Here is a 20393-nt window from a genome sequence, read left to right as displayed (position 1 = left end):
CGCTGGCTGCGCGACGCGGCGATCGGCCCGGCCTTCATCGCGCCGGGAAGCCCTTGGCAGAACGGTTTCGTCGAAAGCTTCAACGGCAAGCTGCGCGACGAGCTGCTCAATCGCGAATGGTTCCGCAGTCGCACCGAAGCGAAGGTGCTGATCGAGCGCTGGCGGCAGTTCTACAACGAGCAGCGGCCACACAGCGCGCATCGCTACAAGACTCCGGCCAGCGTTCGCCAGGCGTGGCAGGAACCCGATACCATTCAATCCGGACTCACCGCCTGATTGGCTACAAGATCCGTACGCAGGTCAGCACGATTCGAGGAGATTCATCCGTGGGACAAGTACGCGCGGTGTTCACCTACGTTTTCTTCGGCGCGTCCATCGCCGTTTCGGGCGCGACCGCCGGCGGATCCGCTCCCTATTTCAGCCTCACGGATCTGGATACCCATAGCTTTCGGGACACGGCTTCGAGCGGGCTCGTACGGATCGAGAGTACGCAGGCAGGCTTACAGGATCTGGCGTTCAGCGTGCTCGCGCACGACACGTTTCTTTTCGTGGTAGGGCGTCGCGATAGTGAAATGCCCATCCTCAAGCAACAGATGCGGCTACCCGATGACGGCAGCCTGGTACGTGTGCTGCCAGCCCCCGGCTTAGGTTACCGCACCGTCCTGACGGTGGGCAGAGGTGGGGTGGCTCGCGAGTACGGCGGCGAACCTCTGGTCGAACGGCGTCAACTTCCCATCGTCCCCGGAGCGAGCGCTGCCGGAGCCGGAGATGTCGATGGCGACGGCATCGAGGATCTCGTCGTGTCGACTCAAACGGGCGTTTTCACGTATCGCCTGTCCGACGGCGCTTTGTCGCGTACGTACGCGTTCGCTGGCACGCAGGATCTGGCTCTGGCCCAACTCGATGCCGATCCGGCGTTGGAAATCGTGCTGGCCGGTGCGGCCGGTCGCGTGATCGACGGCGCCACGCAGGCCTTGGAATGGCAGTACATCGACGGATTCGGGTCGAGACTAGCGATCGGATCACTCGGTGGGATGTCCGCGGATCGATGGGTGTCGGCGGGTACCGGCAGTGCCTTTACGGCGTTTCGCTCGGGGCCCTGGTCACCCTTGTGGACGGCCTACACACCCTTCGAGGTATCGTTACTGGCGATCGCACCGTTCGGCGCTCAGGGCCATGGCTCGGTCTTCGTCGGCGACACGGTGTGGTCCGGTGTCGGGGTTCACGATGCCGCCACCGGTGCCGAGCTGACCCGGATTACATCGCCCAGGCCGACGGCGGTCAGTGACGTGTCGATGTTGGAGGTCGACAGGGCCGACTTGGCCATCGCCTCCCAACCGGTCGATCCAAATCCGGCCTTACTGCTGGCCAGCAGTCTGGACGGCAGCACTTTGTGGGGGTTGCGTGGATTGTCCGGTGCCGATCGCACCGCGATCCTGGACGACGTCGACGGCGACGGGCACCCCGAGCTGCTCACCGGTGGCTCCGCGATTACGACACTACGCGACGCGGCGAGCGGGCACATCGAGTGGACGGCGGAGGAGCGCGAGACGCTCACTCCGTTCCAGATCGCCGTGACGTCAGCGAAGGCCGACGCGTCCCGCCGCATCGCATTGGCCGGCAACGGTCCGGCCGGCGTGCTGATCGTCCTCGACGGCTCGACGCGCGAGCAGATCTTTCGCGTGGCCGATCCGTTCACCGGAAAAGGTGCATTCGGCTATTCCACGCGTGGACTGGTGGTTTCGGATGTCGACGCAGACGGCCTGGAAGATTACTTGTTCGCATCCCAATCCAACGTACTGGGAGGGTCGCCGGCGAAGCTGACCGCCGTGTCCGGCATCGACGGACACCAGCTGTGGATGACCGACGTACCGGGAAGCCCTTTCAACAAGATGAGCGGACTGCTGCTGATCGACACCGATGCAGCGCCGTCCGGAAAGGCAGCCGTGGTAGTCACGCGGCAAGCGTTGAATGCCTACGACGTAGCGACCGGGGCCGAATTGTGGACGATGCTCCTGGACAACCATGGTGCGTCCTACGTGTCGCACGGAGTGGATGGACGTCCGGAACTGGCCGTCTTCACGAACCACAGCAAAATGACCTACTTCGACGCCTCGACGCGTGCCGTTCTACGCAACTACCCGACCGGCGCTTCGGATCGCCTGGCATTGGCGCTGGGCGGCGACGTGCATCGCATGCTCATCGCCACGCAGGAGACGCTCGTCCTGGTCGACGGCTCAACCGGACAGACCTTGGCGACCAGCCCGGATCTGGGGCCGGTGCCTGAGGAAGGATTTGGACTTGCGGCCGCACCGATGGGCCGCAACGCATGGGTGCTCGGACTGTCGACCGAAAATGGACTCTATCGACTGCGCCTGGTTCTGGATGAGCAGCTGTTCTTCGATTCGTTCGAAGGACCCTGAGTGCGGTGACATCGCAACTGCTGCATTCCGGCGCGCTCAGGTATGGCCCAGGCGCGGATCGTCGTAGTAGTCGTTGACCTGGTTCGGGTTCGCGCAGCCGCCGGTGGTGCCGAGCATGCGCTCGTCCTCGACGCGCTGGAACGCCGGGTCCTCGTTGTAGACGTTGCGGTAGCTCGCGGTCAGCGCCAGCGGATCGGTCTCGAACGCGGCGGTCTCGCCGTCGTACTCGGCCGCGTCGCGCGCCGCGGTGTCGCCCGTGTCGAGGATGAAGTGGAGCAGCGTGTTGGTCGTGTTCGTGAAGCGCAGGTTGCGGTCGCCGTCGTAGAGCGCGGTCTCGAGCACGACGCCCTGCGGACCGGCCGCGTGCATCGTCAGCTTGGCGCCGCCGACCAGGATCGAGCGCCGCGAGCTGTCCCATTCGGGCTCGCCGCCCCAGTCCTTGATGTGCTTGCCGTTGAGGTTCTCGTGCGGATCGCCCCAGTGCTGCACGGTGTTGCGGCCGTGCGGATCGGTCACGGTGATCGTGTGCAGGTCGATCTGGATCGTGTAGCCGTCGTGCGTGACGTACCTCATCGGCGTGCCGGCACCGGCCGGCTGCGCCAGCGTGCCGCGCTCGAACGCATCGCGGAACACGAACGCCGGGCATTCGCTGCCGAGCATCAGCGGCACGCCGCCGAGCGGCAGCGCCAGCGTCCAGCTGTCCGGTGCGTCGGAAGCGTCGGCTGCCGCTGCGGTGCCGCAGCCGGCCGCCGCGATCAGGCCGATCAGCACGGCGGCGGACCGCGTCCGGCTACGGCGCTGCGCACGGCACAATTCCGCTCCGGCCGCGGCGGCCTCAGGTTCGGCAACGGCCGGCCGCGCGCCGGCGCAGACTGCGCCAGCGGGGTGCACGGCAACGGGCGGGCGTGGGGTCTTCATCGGGCCGATCCTCCGGGCAGGATGCGCCGTCGAGGCGCGGTCGGTCTCAATGCGCAAGGCGGCGCCCGATCGGCTCAGACCACGGCTGCGCCGCGCCCGTCGCGGCGGTGCGCGCTCAGCGCAGGGCGATGACGATGGCCGCCGTCACGGCGACCAGGGCGAGCGCCAGCACGCGCTGGCCCGGCGACAGCCGCGGCACGCTGCGCCGGTCGACGCTGCCCAGCTGTGCCGCATCGGGCCGGTCGGCGCCGGCCGCGAACTGCCACAGATACGCCGCACCGACCGTCATCGCGAACAGCACGCCGGCCACCACCGTGAAGTGCAGCGGCATCCATCCGCATTGCGCGGCGACGAAGGCGACCAGGCTGACGGCATGGCCGGTCAGCGTCGCGCGCAGCGCAGCGACGGCACCGATGCGGCGACTGAACAGAGCCAGCACGAAGACCGCGACCAGCGGCGGCGTGACGTAGGCGAAGGTCTGCTGCAGATAGGCGAACAGGCCCTGGAACCGGTCGATCATCGGCGCCCACAGGGCCGCCAGCGCGACCAGCCCCATCGTCAGCATCCGCCCCAGCCGCGCCATCGCCTGGGTGTCCATGCCGGGCCGGCGCGGCCGCACGAAATCGACCGTGATCAGCGTGGACGCCGAGTTGAGCGCCGAATCGATGCTCGACATGATCGCCGCCAGCAGACCGGCCAGGATCAGGCCGGCGATGCCGACCGGCGCGTAGCGTGCGATCAGCGTCGGAAATACCAGATCGGCGCGTTCCAGACCGCCCAGCAGCGGAATCGCCATGACGCCCGGCAGCACCATCAGGAACACCGGCAGCAGTTTCAGCGCCGCCGCCAGCAGCGATCCACGCGCGGCCGCGGTCAGATCGCGCGCGCCGAGCAGCCGCTGCGACACGTACTGGTTCATCGTCCAGTAGTAGAAGCCCAGAATCGGCAGGCCGAGCAGCGTTCCGGTCCACGGCAGGGATGGATCGTCCGCCGGCCGGATCAGCGACAGCTTCTCCGGCGCCACCGCCGTGCGCACTGCTTCCCAGGAATAGTCGAACTGCCCCCAGACCAGGACGAACAGCAAGGCCGATCCCAGCAGCAGCACGATGCTCTGGACCACGTCGGTATAGGCGACCGCGCGCAGGCCGCCGGCCGCGGTGTAGAGGCCTGCGAACAGCGCGATCGCCGCGCAGGTCGGCGCCAGGGCCAGCCCCGGAAAGAACAGCGTCAGAACCAGGGCGCCGGCGTAGAGACTGCCGGCGGTGTCCAGGACCAGCGCCAGGAACACCGTCACGCCCGACAGGTAGCGGCGCATGCCGCGGTCGAAGCGCTGCTCGAGCAGCTCCGGAACGGTGGTCAGGCGGCGCCCGATGAAGACCGGCACGACGAACCAGAGACTGAAGATCAGAACCAGCGCGGCCATCCACTCGTAATTGGCTACCGAGATGCCGTGCTCCCACGCCGCACCGGGCAGCCCGATCAGCGTGGTCGAGGAGATGTTGGAGGCGAACAGCGACAGGCCCACGACGCCGGCCCCGAGCGAGCGGCCGGCCAGGAACAGTTCGTCGGCATCCGGAGCCCGCCGCACCGTGCGCGCGCACACCACCAGCACGATCAGGACGTAGGCCGCCAGCACGGCATAGTCCAGTGGATGCAGCGACACCCTCATCCGGTGCGGTCTTCCCTCGAAGCGGTCGTCGGAGGCCGCAGGAAAACACGCTCGGCCGGATCGATCAACCCACCGCGTCGCCGGTTGCGGCCAGACACTGCTCGGCGAAGCGCGCGACGGCGCCGGACAGCAGCTTCTTCTCGTGGTGGATCACCGACAGCTTCCGCGACAGGCGCGGCAGCGTCGTCGGCAGCACCGTCAGCCGGCCGAGGTCGAGCAGATCGCGCACCACGCTGCGCGACAGGCAGCTCACGCCGAGCCCCGCCGCGACCGCGTTCTTGATCGCCTCGGAACTGCCCAGCGTCATGTCGGCCGGCAGATGGTGCAGATGCGGCAGCAGCGCCTGCTCGACCGCTTCGCGCGTGCCCGAGCCCGGCTCGCGCAGCAGCCAGCGCAGCTCGCGCAGCCGGCGCAACGGCAGGCGCTCGCCGCCGCGGGCCAGCGGATGATCCGGCGCCGCCACGATCACCAGCTCGTCCTCGCGCCACGGCCGCACGCGGATCGCATCGGCGTGGCACGGCCCCTCGATGAAGCCCAGATCGACCTCGAACGCGGCCACCGCCTCGACCACCTCGCGCGTGTTGCCGACGCGCAGATCCAGCCGCGCGTCCGGATGCGCCGTCCGGAACCCGGCGAGCAGGCCCGGCAGCACGTAATGGCCGATCGTCGTACTGGCGGCCAGGCGCAGGTCCGCCGCGCTGCCGCCCGGACCGAACGCGGCCTCGATGTCGCGCGCATCCTCGAGCAGCGCCGTCGCCGCCGGCAGCAGCGCGCGACCGCGGTCGTTCAGCAGCAGACGCCGTCCGACCCGGTCGAACAGCCGAGTCTCCAGCGCGCGCTCCAGCTCGGCGAGCGCCACGCTGGCCGCCGACTGCGACAGCGCGACGCGCTCGGCCGCCGCCACGGTGCTGCCGGTCTCGGCGATCGCGCGGAAGATCTGCAGCTGGCGCAAGGTCAGGCGCATCGGGGCTTCATCGAGCGGTGAGGGCAAGCGGTCCGGCCGTTCGTCCCGTTCATGACCGCAAGCTCAAGGCCCCCATCCGCCGCCGCGACCCGCAGCAGACCGTCGGCCTCGGCGTGGACGGCTGCGCCGGCCCCGAGCGGCAGGCCGGCGACGGACGCCGGCTTGCACGATCGGTTCGCCGCCGCAGCAGGGGGACCGATGCCGGGCACGACGCGTCCTTTCTATTCAATAACCGCATCGATTCTATTGGAATAATCCGTTTCATGTATAGACCGTGGGCGCGCAGAGTACGCGCCTCGTCCTCGCCACGCCCCTGATCCGTGCGTCCGCTCGTCCCCACCCTGATTCGTCCGTCGATTCCCGCCCGCCTGCCCGGCCTGCTGCTGGCCGCCGCGATCGCCGCTGCCGGCATCGCCGCGGCCGCCCATCCGCTCCTGCAGAGCCGCGGCATCGGTGCGCTGACGCTGGCGATCGTGATCGGTATGGCGCTCGGCAACCTCGCGTCGGCGCGCTGGCTCGACGCGGCCGCTCCGGGACTAGCCTTCGCCAAGCAGACGCTGCTAAGGCTCGGCATCGTGCTGTACGGCCTGCGCATCGGCTTGCACGACGTCGCCGCGATCGGCGTCGCTGGCGTGGCGATCGACGCGCTGGTGCTGGCCGGCACGTTCGCGCTGGCGGCGCGGCTCGGGCCGCGAATGTTCGGCCTGGACAGGGCCACCTCGATGCTGGTCGGCGCCGGCGGCGCGATCTGCGGCGCCGCCGCGGTCATGGCGACCGCACCGGTCGTGCGCGCACGCGACGAGCAGGTGGCCGTCGCGGTCGCGACCGTGGTCGTGTTCGGCACCGCGGCGATGTTCCTGTATCCGGCGTTGTACGCGCTCGCCGTCGCACTCGGCATCGGCGCCTCGCCGCTGCACTACGGCGTCTATGCCGGCTCCACCGTGCACGAGGTCGCCCAGGTCGTCGTCGCCGGCCGCGCGGTCGGCGAGCAGGCCGCCGACATCGCGGTCGTCACCAAGATGGTCCGCGTGATGATGCTGGCGCCGTTCCTGCTGCTGCTCTCGGCCTGGCTCACGCGCCGCGCCGCGCAGCCGGCCGCCGACGCGCAGCCCAGGCGGCTGCACGTCCCATGGTTCGCGCTCGGCTTCATCGCGGTCGCCGCCGTGCATTCGACCGGCGTGCTGCCCGAACGCGCAGTCACAGTCGGCATCGAGCTCGACGGCCTCATCCTCGCCACCGCGATGGCCGCACTCGGCGCTGGCACGCGCCTCGACGCGATCCGCCGTGCCGGACTGCGGCCGCTCCTGCTCGCCGGACTGCTGGCCGTGTGGCTGATCGTCGGCGGGCTGGCGATCAATGCGGCGGTATGGGCGCTGCTCGGCTGAGCGGCCGACCGGGGCCTTGGCTGAGGCCACGCGTCATTTGCACGCTGTGTATTGCCATCTGCGCCATGCATCCCGCGTCCCCGGGTGATGCCAGGATCCTCCGCGCGGCATTGCCTGGCGAACGCTGCGCGAAGTCGCCGCATCCGGCGACGCCGCTGCACGACCGGGCCAATTCAGTATGCCGGTGAAGCCCTCGACGCGTGCGCATCCCGGGTCGCCCTGCGAGTAGAGTGGCGCGATCGAACAGCCAGTCATCAAGAGGAAATCCCGGATGGGCGTCACCCGCTTCATGCTTGCCAGCGTCGTCCTCGGTTTCGGTGTAGCGGCCGTGCCACTGCTCGCAACAGACCTTCCCAAGCCGACGTCTTCGACCGAAGTTCCGGACATCGCGTTGCCGGCGGAACTCGACCGCGTGCTCCGTGACTACGAGCGCGCCTGGCGCGCCGGCGACGCCGCGGCCCTCGCGGCGCTGTTCACCGAAGACGGCTTCATCCTGCAGAGCAACCGTCCACCGACGCGCGGACGCGCTGCGATCCGCGCCGTCTACGAGAGCCAGGGCGGCGCGCCGCTGCGGCTGCGCGCACTGGCGTTCTCGGCCGGCGACACGATCGGCTACATCATCGGCGCCTATGGCTACGGTGCAGGTCCGGGCGACACCGGGAAGTTCACACTGACACTGCGCCGCGAGCCGGGCGGGTCGTGGCTGATCTTCTCGGATATGGACAATGCGAATGCAGCACCGCGACGGCCGAACACGCCAGCGTCAGCTGAGCCGCACCAGGCCGCTAAGCCGGCGATCGGCTGATCCTGGTCGAGTCCGACGAAGAATATGAAGCTTTCGAACGTCGACGTCTCACTCGAAATGCGAGTAACCGGCTTCATCGCGACCGCTACCGCGCTCCTTGCACTCGCGCTTGTCGCGGTCGGCCTAAACCAGATCGCTGCCCTCGTCGCAGGATTTGGCTTTCTCGCGATCCTCGAACGCCTGCGTCAGCTCTTTACTTTCTTCCGTAGCCAACAGCGGCACGTTGCGTGCGTGGTCATCGCATGTGTCGCCTTGTGCGCTCTTGCCGCCGTGTGCTGGACATCCTATCTCGGCTCTCCGCTGTACAGCCGCAGATCACCATGATCCCTGTCACGCGCGCAGCCGGCTGATCCCGCGATCGCTCAGTCTACGTAGCGACTCTACGGATCTCGTGATTTGCTCATTCTTTGTGAGGTACACCATCCTGTCCCGATGCGACGGAAACGTCATTGGAGGTCCAATTGCATCCGCAGCGCGGGCAGATTCAGTACTAGACAGGCGTGAGGCAACGAATCCGCGATCAGCTATCGCCGATCCCCGAGACGGATGCCCTCAGGCAATGTACTCGTAGACGTACTGACAATGGTCGAGCACGCCGTTGACGTAGCCGCATCGCAGGCGTCCGGCGAGTCCGCCTGAAGGCGGCCCACTTCCGCCGCTCCCGCTGCCGGTACCGCCAGCGGGCGGCAGCTGCGGCACCCGAGTTCCGCCTGCGTAGGTCCCATTCGCGTTCATGGTGTAAGGAACGCAGTAGGAGTTGTTGCAGATGATGAGGATATCGCCAGGGCTGACCGGGAGGTCGGGATAGACCGCGTCCCAGTTCTCCTGGTTGCTAATGAGACTATTGTTGGTTTGCGGATCCGGAATCGGTGTCGCCACTCCGCAGCTGGGGCATAGGAAGATGCCGATGGTCCGCCCCGCCGAGACTGGGCAGGACAATGCGAGGCCACATACGAGCGCCAAGAAAGGAGCAAGCTCAAAGACTTTCATCCTGGTTTCCTTGTCATGGTCGAGAGGGGGCGCAGCAGCGACGCTGCAGTTCCATCGCGAGTTGCTGGCCCTGCAGAATCTGTTCGTGCGTCAGCGTGGCTCCTGCGGCCTGGACGATGGCCGGGGTAGTTCCTGAGATGCGATTGGCGAGATAGGCGTAGGCATAGGCCTTGACGGGATCCGGGGCCACGAGTATCCCCGCACGATAGGCCGTGCTGAGTTGCACCATGGCCGATACATCGCCGCGGTCCGCGAGCCCCGTAAGGAATCTCAGCGCCTTCTGCCGGTAGTCTTCGACGGCGCGCGGGTTCGCCAGCATCTGCGAGGCACCGCCAAGGATCAGGTCCGAACTGACCGCGTAAGTCAGTTGCGCCAGCGGGTCTCCGCCCTCTGCTGCCAGGGTGAGCCATTTCACCCGCGTGGCGATGAGCTCATCGGTGAGCCCCTCGCAGTCTTCGAGCTTCCGCAAGGTCTCGGTCATCCACGCTCGTTGTGCAGCTCGAATCGCTTCGTCCTTTGACGATTGCGCGGAAGTCGCTCCTTCCATGGCCCACTTGCAATCGTTGATCTTGATGAAAAGCTGATAGGCCGCCTCCGCATCGCCACGCTCGGCTTTAGGGACCAGCTCCATCAGCACATCGGACAGCTTGCCGGGAACAGGCGCCTGGCGACTGATGAGCTCTTCATCCGTCAGGGGTCGACGTGAATGGGCTCGAGTTTCTGCAGCAGGCGAATCGCGCCCGGTTGCGACCGGACTTTCGACCTCGGGCAGGGTCGATGCGAGCGGGTCGGCCTTGATTGCCGGATCGTCCGCGAGCGACCTGTCATGCCTGGATGCGTACCACACGACCGCGATCAGAATCAGCGCCGCTGCCAGTGCCCGCCATATCCAACGTCTCACGCTTCATCTCCTATGGCGCTTGTCGTTGCGAACGCTGTGCCGGATGCACCTGCATCGGGGTATCGGCACATACGAGCTGGACGCGCTTGGCCCGATTCGGCAATCCCTTAAATGCTGCTGGCGCAGCGAAGGCTCCGGCAGCGTACGCTGGGCGACGACCTTGTCAACACTGAAGATCGTGAATCTTCGCTCGCTGACTGAACGCAGCGTGCTCAAGGAGCAGCGCGCTACCTCTTTGCTTCGAAGCAGCCCGGGTCGCAATCCACCATCACAGTCGACTCATGCGAAAGCACCTCACCTGTGTCCCTACACCCGCGCCAACTTCCACCGCCCCCGCGTAAACAGCCACAGCGTAAACAGCCCGACCGAGGTCTCGGACACGAACACGCCCCAGAACACGCCGAGCTCCTGCCAGCGGAAGTGGATCGCCAGCAGGTAGCACAGCGGAATCTGGATCAGCCAGAAGAACACCAGGTTGATCTTGGTCGGCGTGATCGTGTCGCCGGCGCCGTTGAACGCCTGCACCGTCACCATCCACCAGCCGTAGACCCACAGCGCGTAGGACAGGATACGCAGCCATTCGGCGCCGACCTTGATGACCTGCGCGTCGCTGCTGAAGAAGCCGACCAGCGGCTGCGGAAACGCGAAGAACAGCACCGATACGCCGACCAGATACGCCATGTTGTACCAACCGATCCGCCATACGGCGGCCTCCGCGCGATCGGCATGGCCGGCGCCGAGGTTCTGACCGACCAGGGTCGCGGCCGCGTTGGACATGCCCCAGGCCGGCATCATCGTGAACATCATCAGGCGGATCGCGATCGTCGCACCGGCCACGGCCGCGCTGCCGATCTCGGCGAGGATGCGCATCAGGAAGATCCACGCCGTCATCGCGACGATCATCTGGCCGACGCCGCCGAGCGAGGTGCGCACGATGTTCCACAGCATCGCGCCGTGCCAGGCCAGCTGCGCCAGGCTCACGCGGATGTGCTTGCCGCCATGGAACAGCATCCACAGCTGGTACAGCACGCCGCAGCCGCGGCCGATGTTGGTCGCGATCGCCGCGCCCTCGATGCCGAGCGCCGGTATCGGTCCGAAGCCGAAGATCAGCAGCGGGCACAGCACGATGTTGAGGCCGTTGGACAGCCACAGCACGCGCATCGCGATCGCCGCATCGCCGGCGCCGCGGAAGATCGCGTTGATCACGAACAGCAGCACGATCACCGCATTGCCGCCGAGCATCCACTGCGTGTAGCGATAGCCGTGCTCGATCGCCCAGGCGTCGGCGCCCATCAGCCGCAACAGGTCCTGCGCGTAGAAGATGCCGATCAGCGCCGGCAGCACCGAGACCAGCAGCGCGACGAAGATCGCCTGCACGGCGGTGATCGCGGCCTCCTCGCGCTTGCCCTCGCCGATACGACGCGCCACCACGGCGGTGACCGCCATCGACAGCCCCATCGCGACCGCATAGAGCAGGAACAGGTAGCTCTCGGTCAGGCCGACCGTGGCGACCGCCGAAGGCCCGAGCTTGGCGACGAAGAAGATGTCGACCACCGCGAAAGTCGACTCGAGCACCAGCTCCAGCACCATCGGGACCGCCAGCAGCAGCACCGCGCGGCGCAGCGGAATCCGCGTGTAGTCGGCGTCGGTGCCGCATACCGCGTCGCGCAGCTCGCGCCACAGCGATTGCGGCGGGTGGACCGCGGCGGACTCGGTCGTATCGGACGTCATGGCAGGCTCCTGGGTGTCGGTCGCGCCGGCGCAGGCTGGCGCGCCGGGGGAGAATCGTCGGTATCGGCCACACGACGATCCACCAGGGGCGAAATCGACAGGCGTGCGACGACGCGCATTCTCGCCGACCCTGCTGCAGGGTTGACCTGCCGCGCTAAAAATCATGCCCGGACCGCCGTGGCGACGAAACACCACGGCGGCCGGACGGTGCCGCGGGCCGGGGCGGCCCGCGACGCCGGACGCCCGATCAGGCCTGAGCCGAGGGCTTGACGTCGTTGTAGTTGACGACCGTGTAGTTGTAGTCGTAGTCGTAGTGATCGGTGCTGACGCACATCACCTGCACGAACCACTGGCTGGTCTGGGCCGATGAGTACACGTACTGGAAGCTGGTGATCGGGACGTCGAGCACCGGCATCAGCGAGATCAGTCCGATCACGGTACCGAAGTTCTGGGTGACCTTGCTCTGCCGGGTCTGCACCTGCAGGTCGCCCATCAGCGGCGCCACGGCGCTGATTCAGAGCCGTGCCGTGGAGAGGGGCGCGGAAACTGCTATCGAGCGGGTAGCGCCTGCGCCGCTGCTGAAGCGCTATCCGAGGCTTTGCAACCGCCGGTTGCGTTCTGCGCGTCGAGTATGGCTTTCAGGATGGCTTCGGAGCGGCGCTGGCCGTAGCCGTGCCCGTAGGCGGAGGACGTGACTGCCACGACGAGGCGACAGGTCGGCACGACATAGATCTTGTTGCCGCCATTGCCCGATGCGAACGACACCGGTATGCGGACATCGGCGACGCGATATTCCTTGCGATACCAGAAATAGCCGTATCCGTCCGCATAGGGATCGTCGGCCGCGATGTTCACTTTCGGCGCGAGCATGTCGGTGATCCATTGTGCGCTGACGACGCGGCGACCACGCGACTGCCCGCCGTTCCGTACCATTTCGCCGATCGCCGCCAGGCCGCGCGTCGCCAGCCACAGGTTTCCCTGCCCCTTCGTCACGCCGGCAGCATCGGCGTCCCAGCGCCAGCGCGTGATTCCCAGCGGCGTGAACAGACGGAGACCGGCAAAATCGCTCATGCGCATGCCCGTCGCCTCGGCGACCACGACGCCGGCCACGTAGGCGGTCACCGAGTTGTAGCGATAGCGCGAACCGGGCGGATCGCCGCGCGGCACCGCAAGCGCGAACGCGCGCGGATCGGATGAAGCGTCCATCAGATCCTCGTTGCCCGGCGATGCGGGATCATCGTCGAACGCGTCCAGTCCGGAGCGCATCGTCAGGACGTCGGCCAACGGCACCGGGCCAACGGCACTGTCTGCCGCTGCCGCCCAGTAGCGGGCAACCGGATCGTCCACCGATTGGATCGATCCGCGATCGATCGCGATGCCGACCAGCAGCGCCGTGATGCTCTTGCCGGCCGAGCGGATGTCGTTGAGATCCTCGGGCGTCGCGCCGTTGTAGTAGCGCTCGGCGAGCGGCTGTCCGTCCCACAGCACGACGACGCCCCTGAGGCCGGGATGCTCGTCGTGGTCCCAACGGGTCAGGACCGTGCCGATGTCCTGGGCCGCGAGCTGCGGAGCGGCCGCGACGATCAATGCAGCGGTAAACAGTTTCGCCAGCGCAGGTGTCGCCATGCCACCGTGTCTCCTTCGTCATCCGGAAGCGACGCGCGTATCCGAGGTCCAAGAAAGCGCGCCGCATGTCCGAGCAGAGTGGAACACAACCTGATGCCCCACGAACGAGAAGTCGGCAGGCGCCGCGCAACCCGATCCGCATCGGAGCCGGCCTGCAGGCACGTGGGACGCCCAGGTCCGGCATAGAGGGGGCCGAGTCAGCTTCTCTTCGAGCGTCGCATCAGGCCGATTCGAGAGCTCGCTGGCGGGCTGTTCCATACGAGGTCTGGACGACTGATTTCCCGTAAGAACCGATCGTCATCGCGCAATCAGACAGGCCTAAGAGGGATGGGTCAGCACGCCGAAGCACTTGGTCGTCGGCACGCACTCGCTGAGCCGGTCCTCGATCATGCGCCACGGAGACCAGCGGCTGGCCGACGGAATCCAGTCCCTTCCATAGATCGTCGTGCGCTCGTAACCACCGCCGGTCTGGTGGTAGGTCACGCGGCTGACCCCGGACGGCGTATTGCCGGGCGGCGGGTCCGGCGTCTCGGGCGGCAGACTTCCATCGCCATTGGTGACGACGCTGGAAGACGACCGGAAACTGTGAGCGGCCGCATCCATGTAATAGGTCTCGGAAGACTCTTTTCCGTCCGGCAGTATCGAGACCTCCGTCACCTTGATCGCGCCGACGGCCTGCTTCGATTGGATACCGCTGCTTCCTCCCGGCTGGGCGTCGACTTGAGAGGCGCTCCCAATCCCCGACAACGCACTGACCACCAGCGCGAACAGCCATCTCGCTGTGCTCATCGTCGGTCCTCACGTGTTTGATCTGCTCGAGCTCACCACGATGACAAAGCTAATGACCGGTCTCGGGACACGCGAGTACCCAAGCCCTCCTACTGATCGAAATATGCAGCGTGTTCAGTTGATTGTGCCTTTGATGCGCCCGCCTCGACCGCAGCCGCGCACGTATCGGGTAACGCTCCTGGAGTCGAGCGATGACTCGACAGCGAATGCGGCGCAGAAACCCGGTACTCAGATCGGTATTCGCCCGACGACGATCACCGATGCCGGCCGCCCGGTCGCCGGATGCAGGGGCTCGCGCAGCGCCTCCAGCATCAGGCCGTGACGCAGAAGCAGTCCCACCCAGCTCTCCAGCGTCCGGAAGTACCACGGCGGCGCATCCGTGAAATCACCATCGATGCCCGCCCAGGACCCTTCGCGCCAGCCGTCGCGATACGGCCCATCGCCGCAGGCGATCAGCGGATGCAGGGTCTGCACGATGCAACGGCCGCCCGGCACCAGCAGGGCCGGCAGCGCCGCGAAGACCTCCTCGACCGACTGCTCGCCGAGCAGCGAGAAGTTGCAGACCACCGCGTCGAACGGCGCGCCGGGCACGGCGGCGGCGAGCTGCTCGTAGGCGACGACGTGGAACGCGCCGCCGCCGTGGCGGCACGCGGCCTCGATCAGCTCGGGCACGGCGTCGACGCCGGTGACGGCGATGCCTTCGGCGCTCAGCGCACGGGCGAGCCAGCCTTCGCCGCAGCCGAGGTCGAGCACGCGGCGCGGCGCGGCGTCCTTGACGGCGGCGACGATCGCCTGGTCGGTGACCAGACGGCGGCTTTCGATGCGCTGCTCGCGCACGGCCGCTTCCCAGGGCGCGGCGTTGCGCAGCCAGGCGGCCAGGATCGCCGCATCGGGGGATGGATCGCTCATCGCTCGCTCCGGCGGCCGTTGCGGCCGGTCTGTCCAGGCCGCCGAGTCTACTGCGCGCGACCGGCGCCAAGCGCCGGCTAACCGGACCGCTTCGGGGTGCATCCTAGGGGCATGGCAGACGACGAAGCCGCCCGGCTGGAACGGGCCGTCCAGGGAGACACGCAGGCATTCCGGCAGCTGATCGACGCGCACGTCGACCGGCTGTATCGGGTCTGCGTGCGTGTCGCCGGCGATGCCGGGCTGGCCGAGGACGCGCTGCAGGAGGCGTTCTTGAATGCGTACCGGCACCTGGGCACGTTCGACGGGCGCTCGGCGTTCTCGACCTGGCTGCACCGGATCGCCGTCAATGCCGCCCTCGAGCAGCTGCGCCGGCGCAGCCGGCACGAGGTGCTGCAGTCCGACAGCGACGAGGACGACGTGCTCGCGGTGAGCGAGGCCGCGCCGGGCCCGGAACGCCACGCGGCAAGTGCGCAGATCGGCCGCGGCATCCAGGCCGTGCTGGCGCGCATGAGCGCGACCGAGCGCACGGCCTTCGTGCTGCGCCACCACGAGGGCCAGTCGCTGGAGGACATCAGCGCGACGCTCTCGCTCAATGTCAACGCCTGCAAGCAGGCGATCTTCCGTGCCGTGCGCAAGCTGCGCGCGGCGATCGAACCCGCGGGGTGAACGCGATGCCGCCGATCAGCGACGAGGATCTGATCCTCTACTACTACGACGACGGACTCGATCCGGCCGAGCGCGCGGCGATCGCCGGCGCGCTGTCCGGCTCGCCCGAGCTGCGCGCACGACTGGCCGCGCTCGAAGCGGTGCTGGCCGCGGCCGACGCCGCACCGCCGCCGACGCCGGACCCGGGCTTGCGCGATCGGCTCTGGCTCCGGCTGGAACCGCAGCTGCGCGCGGAAGCGGTTCCGGCGCGCCATCCGCCCCGCGCCGCGCGGCGCACGCATTCGGCCGCACGGCCGAGGCGGCTGGCCGCCTGGAGCGCGGCGGCCCTGCTCGCGCTGGCGGTCGGCGTCGGCTTCATAGCCGGACGCCACAGCGCGCCGGAGGTCGATGCGCAGGTGCAGGCACGCGCCGACGCGGCGGCGCTGCGCGTGCTCGAAGCCTATGTCGCCGCGCATCTGCGCAGCACCGAGGGCGTGCTGCTGACCGCCGGCAACGGCGGCGAGGCCGGCATGCTCGACGGCAATCGCGCCTTGGCCGCGTCGCTGGTCGAGTCGAACCGGCTCTACGCGCGCGCGGCCGAGCGCGCCGGCGATGCCGCGCTCGCCGATTTTCTGCGGCGGCTGGAACCGGTGCTGCTGTCGCTGGCTAACCAGACGCCGGCCGCCACCGTCGAAAGCGACGAGGGCCTGCGTGACTACCTGCGCGAGACCGACCTGCTGTTCCAGGTCCGCGCCTTGCAGACCCGTCTTGACCACTCGCGCGTGCAGCGCCTTTGAACGCTTTCCCGAGGACACCCGGCATGACCTTCATCCGACCTTCCCTGCTCGCTCTGGCGCTGGCGTTCACCGCCGCGCCGGCCTTCGCGGTCCTCGACGACGGCGCGATGGCGCCGTCCGACCAGGCCGCCAATCGCCTGTACTGGCAGGCGCAGTCGGCGCTGCGCGAGGCCGACTGGTCGACCGCGCTGCAGCGCTTCGAGCAGCTCGAGCAGCAGCTGCGCGAGCGCGAGCCGCAGAGCGCCGACGCCGCGCTGTACTGGCGCGCCTACGTGCTGGTGCAGCTGCGCCGCACCACCGAGGCGCGCACGCTGGTCGAGCGCCTGCACCGCGAATATCCGTCCAGCCGCTGGGGCAAGGACGCCGACGCGCTGCTGACGCCCGGGAAGCCGGCCGCGGCGGCCGCCGGCAAGACCGCGACCAGCGGCGAGGACGACCTGGCCGACGCGGCGGTCGAGGCGCTGCTGACGGCCTCGCCGGAGCGCGCGATTCCGCTGCTCGACAAGGTGCTCAAGAGCCAGCGACCGCTGCGCACGAAGCAGCGCGCCCTGTTCGTGCTGAGCCAGATCGGCGACCCTCGCGCGCTCGATCGCGTGATCGAGGTGACGCGCAGCACGAACGATCCGGCGCTGCGCGCCGAGGCGATCCGCATCCTCGGCATCGGCGGCGATGCGCACGGCGTCGAGCGTCTGCGCGAGATCTACGCGAGCAGCCAGGATGCGAGCGAGAAGCGCCAGGTCATCGACGCCTGGCTGATCGCCGACCGCAAGGACCTGATCCTGGCGGCCGCACGCACCGAATCCGACGCGACGCTGCGCGCGCATGCCGTGCAGATGCTCGGCGCGCTCGGCGCGACCGACGAGCTCGGGCAGCTGTTCGACGCGACCGCCGATGCCGAGTCGCGCGCCGCGATCGTGCGCGCGCTCGGCATCGCCGGCGAAGGCACCCGCGTCGCCGCGATCGCTGGCGACGCGAAGCAGCCCGAATCGGTGCGCGCCGCCGCGCTGGAAGCGGTTGCGTTGTCCGGCCACGGCGCCGAGCTGCTCGGCGGCCTCTACGCGAAGGCCGGTAGCGAGGCGCTGCGCGACGCGACGCTGCGCGCGATGCTGATCGCCGGTGACAGCGCCGGACTGCGCCGGCTCTACGGCGAGGTCAGGACGCCCGAGGAGAAGAAGGCCGTGCTGCGCATGCTCGGCACGCTCGACAGCGACGCCACGCTGGACCTGATCGAGCGCGCGCTCGGCGACTGAGCGCCCGGCGCGGGCCGCGCTCTGCGGACCGGGGCCGATCGCGTCGTCTGCACGGACTCTGGCGCAGGCCGGGCAGAGGCCTCGCCACGGCCCCTGATCGCAAGCGGGCGCCCTGCCGGCCCGGCCGTGGAGACGCGGCGTGCGATCGCATCGCCAGCGAAAGCGGCGCGAGGACCCGGCGACGTACGCGCAGCAGCCCAATCGATACCCACCGACACGACGGCCGCGGCACTGCGGCCGGAACCCACACCGGCGGCCGTGCCGACACGGCCGCTCCACACGAGGAGAACGACGATGAACCTTTCCAAAGCCGGCCTGTGGTTGCTGGCCGCCCTCTGCACCGGCAGCGGCCTGGCCGCCGAGCCGGACCTGAAAGCCCGCATCGCCGCGGCCGACGGCTGGGTCGGCTACCGCATCGCGGCGGCGGCCGATGCCGGCGAATCGTGCTGCTACACGATCGCGCGCGGCGGCCAGCGCACGGCCGGCTGCCGGCTCGACGGCAAGGCCGCGCACGGCAGCACGATCGACACCTCGGCGCGCTCGCCGGGCAGGGAGACGCTGGCAGTCTATCTGCACGTGACCGGCGGCACGATCGACCAGGTGCGCGCCTGGTCGGCAAGCTGCCCGGTCGAGGATGCCGATGCAGTGCGCTGGATCGATCCGGTCGAGCCGGCGCAGAGCGTGGCCGTGCTCGACCGCGCGACCGATCGTGACGGCGACGTCGGCGAGCAGGCCCTGGTCGCGATCGCCCAGCATGGCGACGCCGGTGCGACGGCGGCGCTCGAACGCAACGCCGGCCCGGGCCGGCCGCGCGAGCGGCGCGAGCAGGCGCTGTTCTGGCTCGGCCAGACGCGCGGCGCGGACGGGCTGACGGCGATCCTGCGCCAGGCCAGGAATGATCCGGATCGGAAGCTGCGCGAGCACGCGGTGTTCGCGGCCTCGCAGTCGCGCGCCGACGGCGCCTATGCTGCGGTACATGCGATCGCGCGCGAGGATGCGGCCGCATCGGTGCGCGGCCGCGCGCTGTTCTGGATGGCGCAGATGGATGCGCCGGGCGCCGATCGCGACATCGTGGCCGCGCTGTCGCGCGAGACGTCCGAGTCGGTCCGCGAGGAGGCCGTGTTCGCGCTGTCGCAGCTCGACGACGGACGCGGTGAAGACGCCCTGATCGCGGTGCTGCGCGGCGACCAGCCGCGCGAGGTCAAGCAGCGCGCGCTGTTCTGGCTCGGCCAGTCCGACTCGCCGCGCGCCCTGGCGTTCTTCGACGAGGTGCTGCACTAATCGACGCCGCGGGCGGCCAACGCCGCCCGCGGCGCCGAACGCGGACGCGTGCCGCTCCGGTGGTACGCGCAGGGCTTCATTCCGCTGGTGATGGCGCCGGGATCCTCAGGTTTCCCGTCCGCGCGGCTACGCGGCTACGTGGTCAGGCTCAGTCAGTCGTGTGCAGGCCGTTGCCGCTCCAGCGCGCGCCGGGCAGGGTCCACATCGGCGGCAGCTTGGCGAACGGCGGCCGCCGATGGATCGCCAGCGCCGCGGCCAGCCGGTCGTCCACGCCCAGCTTGTCGTAGACGATGCGCAGATGGCTTTTCACCGTGTCCAGGCGGATGCCGAGCAGCTGCGCGATCGATTCGTTGGACTTGCCTTCGGCGATCCAGCGCGCCACGTCGCGCTGGCGCGTCGTGAGGTCCGGACACAGATGGATCAGCCGTTCCACCGGCGGCATCGTGCGTGCGGTCCGTTCCAGCGCCTGGCGATAGAGCCGGGCCACATGCCCGCGAAGCTCCTGCATCCGGTCGCGCTCGGTGTCCGAGAACGCCGGCTCCCCGACCACCCGGTGGGCGGACACGGACAGCGCATAGCCTTCGTTGACGACGAGGAAGGCCATCTGCCGGTGTGCCCCGCTCGGCAAGTAGGCCTCCTGCGCGATCGGCAGCGCCATGTACTCGGCATCGCTGAAGAAGTCCGACTCGCGCAGCACACGCTCGCCGAAGAACGCCGGGTCCCGGGCCCAGAAGGGGTGGCTGCGGGCATGCCGCATGTAGGCGGCCGCCAGCCGTGCGCGCCGTTCCGGATCGGGGTCCGGCCGCGAGAACTCGGCGCGGAACTCGCCGGAGCCGGCATGGAACTCGGTATAGGCGACGATCTCGCTCCGGGCCGCCACGGACACGCAATCGAACACCTCGCGCGGCAAGGCATGCAGGTCCGGCTCGGTCGCGTACAGCGCGACCACCCGGCGCATGAAGCCGGCCTCGGTTTCACTGTGATCGGCTTCTGACTTCGTCATCAACTCACCCCAACGTGTGATAGCCCGGATCGCCGTGTAGGCCTACCCTCGCCTCCGTAGTCGATGCCGCATTTGCGCGGGTTTCCACATTCGCACCGGGCAGCCGCTGTGCGGCGTCGCCGTGGGCGCTCGCGGGGCCGCGGCGTGCCGGCGAAGCGTATCGGCATTCGGTTGCGGCCGGATTCGAAGTCGGTCACGGCTTCGCAACGGTTGCCCGGTGCCGCGTTCAGCCTGGGGCCGCGGTCCGGGCCGAGGGTGTGATTTCCCGTTGACCCGGTCCCGAGGAAGCCGACGATGGCCGCGCCGA

20 protein-coding genes are annotated in these 20393 nt (G+C 68.7%); 9 read left to right on the top strand and 11 right to left on the bottom strand.

Going from position 1 to position 20393, the window contains the following annotated elements; translation table 11 throughout:
- Together VMR06_RS04140 and VMR06_RS04135 are read left to right on the top strand one after the other, a co-directional pair.
- Window positions 1-276: transposase (locus VMR06_RS04140; RefSeq protein WP_325373306.1), on the top strand; the 276-nt coding region annotated here is incomplete at its 5' end.
- Between the two features lie 50 nt (window positions 277-326).
- Window positions 327-2423, top strand: a complete 2097-nt coding sequence (locus tag VMR06_RS04135; protein WP_325373304.1) for a hypothetical protein — start codon at window positions 327-329, stop codon at window positions 2421-2423.
- A gap of 36 nt (window positions 2424-2459) precedes the next feature.
- Here the strand turns inward: VMR06_RS04135 and VMR06_RS04130 are convergent, their stop codons facing one another.
- The 3 genes from VMR06_RS04130 to VMR06_RS04120 all read right to left on the bottom strand — a co-directional run bounded on the left by VMR06_RS04130 (window position 2460) and on the right by VMR06_RS04120 (window position 5974).
- On the bottom strand, window positions 2460-3194 hold the full coding sequence (locus VMR06_RS04130; RefSeq protein ID WP_325373302.1) for a hypothetical protein: 735 nt from the start codon (window positions 3192-3194) through the stop codon (window positions 2460-2462).
- 262 nt (window positions 3195-3456) lie between these two features.
- Window positions 3457-5010, bottom strand: a complete 1554-nt coding sequence (locus VMR06_RS04125) for an SLC5 family protein (RefSeq protein WP_325373300.1) — start codon at window positions 5008-5010, stop codon at window positions 3457-3459.
- A 64-nt stretch (window positions 5011-5074) separates the two neighbouring features.
- The gene (locus VMR06_RS04120) at window positions 5075-5974 is read right to left on the bottom strand and encodes a LysR family transcriptional regulator (RefSeq protein ID WP_325373298.1); all 900 of its coding nucleotides are present in this window, start codon (window positions 5972-5974) and stop codon (window positions 5075-5077) included.
- Between the two features lie 320 nt (window positions 5975-6294).
- Between VMR06_RS04120 and VMR06_RS04115 the strand changes: the two genes are divergently transcribed.
- The 3 genes from VMR06_RS04115 to VMR06_RS04105 all read left to right on the top strand — a co-directional run bounded on the left by VMR06_RS04115 (window position 6295) and on the right by VMR06_RS04105 (window position 8488).
- Window positions 6295-7359 (top strand): YeiH family putative sulfate export transporter, encoded by a 1065-nt coding sequence (locus VMR06_RS04115; protein WP_325373296.1) that lies wholly within the window; start codon window positions 6295-6297, stop codon window positions 7357-7359.
- Window positions 7360-7630: 271 nt separating this feature from the next.
- Window positions 7631-8164, top strand: a complete 534-nt coding sequence (locus tag VMR06_RS04110) for an SgcJ/EcaC family oxidoreductase (RefSeq protein ID WP_325373294.1) — start codon at window positions 7631-7633, stop codon at window positions 8162-8164.
- Window positions 8165-8188: 24 nt separating this feature from the next.
- A complete protein-coding gene (locus VMR06_RS04105; protein WP_325373292.1) occupies window positions 8189-8488 on the top strand; it encodes a hypothetical protein in 300 nt (99 codons plus the stop codon).
- Between the two features lie 228 nt (window positions 8489-8716).
- Here the strand turns inward: VMR06_RS04105 and VMR06_RS04100 are convergent, their stop codons facing one another.
- The 7 genes from VMR06_RS04100 to VMR06_RS04070 all read right to left on the bottom strand — a co-directional run bounded on the left by VMR06_RS04100 (window position 8717) and on the right by VMR06_RS04070 (window position 15110).
- Window positions 8717-9154, bottom strand: a complete 438-nt coding sequence (locus VMR06_RS04100) for a hypothetical protein (protein WP_325373290.1) — start codon at window positions 9152-9154, stop codon at window positions 8717-8719.
- Between the two features lie 13 nt (window positions 9155-9167).
- On the bottom strand, window positions 9168-10055 hold the full coding sequence (locus VMR06_RS04095; RefSeq protein WP_325373288.1) for a hypothetical protein: 888 nt from the start codon (window positions 10053-10055) through the stop codon (window positions 9168-9170).
- Between the two features lie 306 nt (window positions 10056-10361).
- Window positions 10362-11786 (bottom strand): MATE family efflux transporter, encoded by a 1425-nt coding sequence (locus tag VMR06_RS04090; protein ID WP_325373286.1) that lies wholly within the window; start codon window positions 11784-11786, stop codon window positions 10362-10364.
- Between the two features lie 247 nt (window positions 11787-12033).
- On the bottom strand, window positions 12034-12291 hold the full coding sequence (locus VMR06_RS04085) for a hypothetical protein (RefSeq protein ID WP_325373284.1): 258 nt from the start codon (window positions 12289-12291) through the stop codon (window positions 12034-12036).
- Window positions 12292-12335: 44 nt separating this feature from the next.
- The gene (locus VMR06_RS04080; protein WP_325373282.1) at window positions 12336-13412 is read right to left on the bottom strand and encodes a serine hydrolase; all 1077 of its coding nucleotides are present in this window, start codon (window positions 13410-13412) and stop codon (window positions 12336-12338) included.
- Window positions 13413-13730: 318 nt separating this feature from the next.
- The gene (locus tag VMR06_RS04075) at window positions 13731-14201 is read right to left on the bottom strand and encodes a hypothetical protein (RefSeq protein WP_325373280.1); all 471 of its coding nucleotides are present in this window, start codon (window positions 14199-14201) and stop codon (window positions 13731-13733) included.
- Between the two features lie 228 nt (window positions 14202-14429).
- The gene (locus VMR06_RS04070) at window positions 14430-15110 is read right to left on the bottom strand and encodes a class I SAM-dependent methyltransferase (RefSeq protein WP_325373278.1); all 681 of its coding nucleotides are present in this window, start codon (window positions 15108-15110) and stop codon (window positions 14430-14432) included.
- Between the two features lie 111 nt (window positions 15111-15221).
- On the opposite strand from VMR06_RS04070, the gene VMR06_RS04065 reads away from it, so the two are divergent.
- The 4 genes from VMR06_RS04065 (at window position 15222) to VMR06_RS04050 (ending at window position 19083) form a co-directional block, all read left to right on the top strand.
- Window positions 15222-15776, top strand: a complete 555-nt coding sequence (locus VMR06_RS04065) for an RNA polymerase sigma factor (protein WP_325373276.1) — start codon at window positions 15222-15224, stop codon at window positions 15774-15776.
- Between the two features lie 5 nt (window positions 15777-15781).
- Complete coding sequence (locus VMR06_RS04060; RefSeq protein ID WP_325373274.1) at window positions 15782-16552, top strand: hypothetical protein; 771 nt, start codon at window positions 15782-15784, stop codon at window positions 16550-16552.
- A 23-nt stretch (window positions 16553-16575) separates the two neighbouring features.
- On the top strand, window positions 16576-17802 hold the full coding sequence (locus VMR06_RS04055; protein ID WP_325373272.1) for a HEAT repeat domain-containing protein: 1227 nt from the start codon (window positions 16576-16578) through the stop codon (window positions 17800-17802).
- 294 nt (window positions 17803-18096) lie between these two features.
- Complete coding sequence (locus tag VMR06_RS04050) at window positions 18097-19083, top strand: HEAT repeat domain-containing protein (RefSeq protein ID WP_325373270.1); 987 nt, start codon at window positions 18097-18099, stop codon at window positions 19081-19083.
- 148 nt (window positions 19084-19231) lie between these two features.
- Here the strand turns inward: VMR06_RS04050 and VMR06_RS04045 are convergent, their stop codons facing one another.
- Window positions 19232-20086 carry a helix-turn-helix transcriptional regulator gene (locus VMR06_RS04045; RefSeq protein WP_325373269.1) on the bottom strand — a complete coding sequence of 285 codons (855 nt, stop codon included), beginning with the start codon at window positions 20084-20086 and terminating at the stop codon, window positions 19232-19234.
- Window positions 20087-20393: the final 307 nt, after the last annotated feature.

It is taken from the genome of Dokdonella sp. (assembly GCF_035511235.1).
GTDB lineage: Bacteria > Pseudomonadota > Gammaproteobacteria > Xanthomonadales > Rhodanobacteraceae > Dokdonella.
Note: the sequence above shows the minus strand (reverse complement) of the source record. Positions and strands in the feature narration are given on the sequence as shown.

Bases quoted from the DNA above. Each gene is read 5' to 3' on its own strand.
- VMR06_RS04050 (WP_325373270.1), top strand. From the start codon at position 18,097: ATGAACCTTTCCAAAGCCGGCCTGTGGTTGCTGGCCGCCCTCTGCACC.
- VMR06_RS04080 (WP_325373282.1), bottom strand. From the start codon at position 13,412: ATGGCGACACCTGCGCTGGCGAAACTGTTTACCGCTGCATTGATCGTC.
- VMR06_RS04070 (WP_325373278.1), bottom strand. From the start codon at position 15,110: ATGAGCGATCCATCCCCCGATGCGGCGATCCTGGCCGCCTGGCTGCGC.
- VMR06_RS04060 (WP_325373274.1), top strand. From the start codon at position 15,782: ATGCCGCCGATCAGCGACGAGGATCTGATCCTCTACTACTACGACGAC.
- VMR06_RS04120 (WP_325373298.1), bottom strand. From the start codon at position 5,974: ATGCGCCTGACCTTGCGCCAGCTGCAGATCTTCCGCGCGATCGCCGAG.
- VMR06_RS04100 (WP_325373290.1), bottom strand. From the start codon at position 9,154: ATGAAAGTCTTTGAGCTTGCTCCTTTCTTGGCGCTCGTATGTGGCCTC.
- VMR06_RS04065 (WP_325373276.1), top strand. From the start codon at position 15,222: ATGGCAGACGACGAAGCCGCCCGGCTGGAACGGGCCGTCCAGGGAGAC.
- VMR06_RS04090 (WP_325373286.1), bottom strand. From the start codon at position 11,786: ATGACGTCCGATACGACCGAGTCCGCCGCGGTCCACCCGCCGCAATCG.
- VMR06_RS04055 (WP_325373272.1), top strand. From the start codon at position 16,576: ATGACCTTCATCCGACCTTCCCTGCTCGCTCTGGCGCTGGCGTTCACC.
- VMR06_RS04075 (WP_325373280.1), bottom strand. From the start codon at position 14,201: ATGAGCACAGCGAGATGGCTGTTCGCGCTGGTGGTCAGTGCGTTGTCG.
- VMR06_RS04105 (WP_325373292.1), top strand. From the start codon at position 8,189: ATGAAGCTTTCGAACGTCGACGTCTCACTCGAAATGCGAGTAACCGGC.
- VMR06_RS04125 (WP_325373300.1), bottom strand. From the start codon at position 5,010: ATGAGGGTGTCGCTGCATCCACTGGACTATGCCGTGCTGGCGGCCTAC.
- VMR06_RS04045 (WP_325373269.1), bottom strand. From the start codon at position 20,086: ATGACGAAGTCAGAAGCCGATCACAGTGAAACCGAGGCCGGCTTCATG.
- VMR06_RS04110 (WP_325373294.1), top strand. From the start codon at position 7,631: ATGGGCGTCACCCGCTTCATGCTTGCCAGCGTCGTCCTCGGTTTCGGT.